Here is a 1668-nt window from a genome sequence, read left to right as displayed (position 1 = left end):
CCTGGATCCACCGATGAGATGAACTTCTAGCGCGGTGTGGGAACGCGAGAATGCCCTTCTGAACTGGCAAGATACGACTTGCTTAAGGTCCGTATCGCCAATTCAAGAAGGGCATCCCGCAGATGCAACTATCTCACACTCTGCCCGTAAGCTTCGCGACGTTCGATGAGCCCAACCTCGTGTCGGGCGCCGGCCTCGTGCCGCTGATGAAACTCGCCGACCGGGCGGGCCTGCACCGGCTCGGTGACGAGCATCTGAGCGTGCCCACCGACAAGGGCTCCAACGGTGGAGTGAAACTGGCCTCGCTCGTGGCCGGGATGGCCGCAGGCGCGGATAGCATCGACGACATGGCCCTGCTGCGCCACGGGGCGATGGGCACACTCTTCGACCGCCCGTACGCCCCTTCGACGCTGGGATCGTTCCTGCGGCAGTTCACCTTCGGCCACGTCCGCCAAACCGATGCGATCGCCTCGCGGTTCGTGCGCGCACTGGCCGAACACACCGGACTGCTCGGTCATGAGTCGGACACCGGGACGGTGATGGTCGATATCGACGACACGATCGTGGAGGTCTACGGACACGCCAAGCAGGGCGCCTCGTTCGGCTACTCCGGGGTACGTGGCCTGAACGCGCTGCTGGCCACGGTCTCCACCGAGCAGGCTGCTCCGGTGATCGCCGCTCAACGGCTGCGCAAGGGCTCTGCCGGGTCCCCGCGAGGGGCTGCCCGGCTGGCCACCGACACGCTGGCACTGATCCGCCGCACCCACCTTCACGGCCGTGACGTGCTGGTCCGAGGCGATTCGGCGTTCTACTCCCACAGCATGGTCACCGCCTGCCTGGCCGCCGGAGCCGAGGTCTCGGTCACCGTACGCATGGACCCGGCGGTCAAACGTGCCATCGCCACCATCGACGACGACGCGTGGACCACGATCAACTACACCGACGCGATCTTCGACGAACACACCAACCGTTGGATCTCCCGCGCCGAAGTCGCCGAGGTCGACTTCACCGCATTCACCTCGAAGCCCAAGAACGACCAGGTGCCGGGTCGGCTCGTGGTGCGCCGTATCCCCGACCTGAATCCCAAGGCTGCAAGTGGGCAGGCGAGCCTGTTCGATACCTGGCGGTTCCATGCGTTCTTCACCACTACATCCGTAGAGCAGTACGACACAGTGGCGGCCGACAAGACCCACCGCGCACACGCGATCATCGAGAACGTCCACGCTGACCTGAAAGCCTCCGCGCTGGCGCACCTGCCCTCGGGCGTGTTCAACGCCAACGCCGCCTGGCTGACCTGCGCCGTCATGGCGTTCAACCTCACCCGCGCCGCCGCCACCCTGACCACAAGCTCGAGCCTGGCACGCGCGACGACCGCGACGATCCGCCGCAAACTCATCAACATCCCGGCCCGGATCGCCTCCTCAGCCCGGCGGCTCCGACTCCATCTACCCGAAAGCTGGCCATGGCAAACAGCCTGGCAGGCGCTCTACGACACCGTCTTCTCCCCGCGCCGGCCCAACGTGCCGATCTGACTCCCAACTCCAGCACCTACGACCAGGAACCAAAGTGGAAAGCCGGGCAGACCGGCGGACCTCACACGCCCTCCATACGGTCACGACCCACGACCATGCCAGCGACCGCCCCGGCTACTTCATCGGTGAATTGAGG

1 protein-coding gene is annotated in these 1668 nt (G+C 65.6%); it reads left to right on the top strand.

Annotated features, from left to right (window positions below; translation table 11 throughout):
• Positions 1-122 precede the first annotated feature (122 nt).
• Positions 123-1532, top strand: coding sequence for an IS1380 family transposase (locus G6024_RS09710; protein ID WP_069389547.1), 1410 nt, complete (start codon positions 123-125; stop codon positions 1530-1532).
• Positions 1533-1668 lie beyond the last annotated feature (136 nt).

The organism is Dietzia maris, from assembly GCF_014144855.1.
Lineage (GTDB): Bacteria > Actinomycetota > Actinomycetes > Mycobacteriales > Mycobacteriaceae > Dietzia > Dietzia kunjamensis.
The sequence above is the reverse complement of the archived record's forward strand: the minus strand, read 5'-3'. Positions and strand labels throughout refer to the sequence as shown.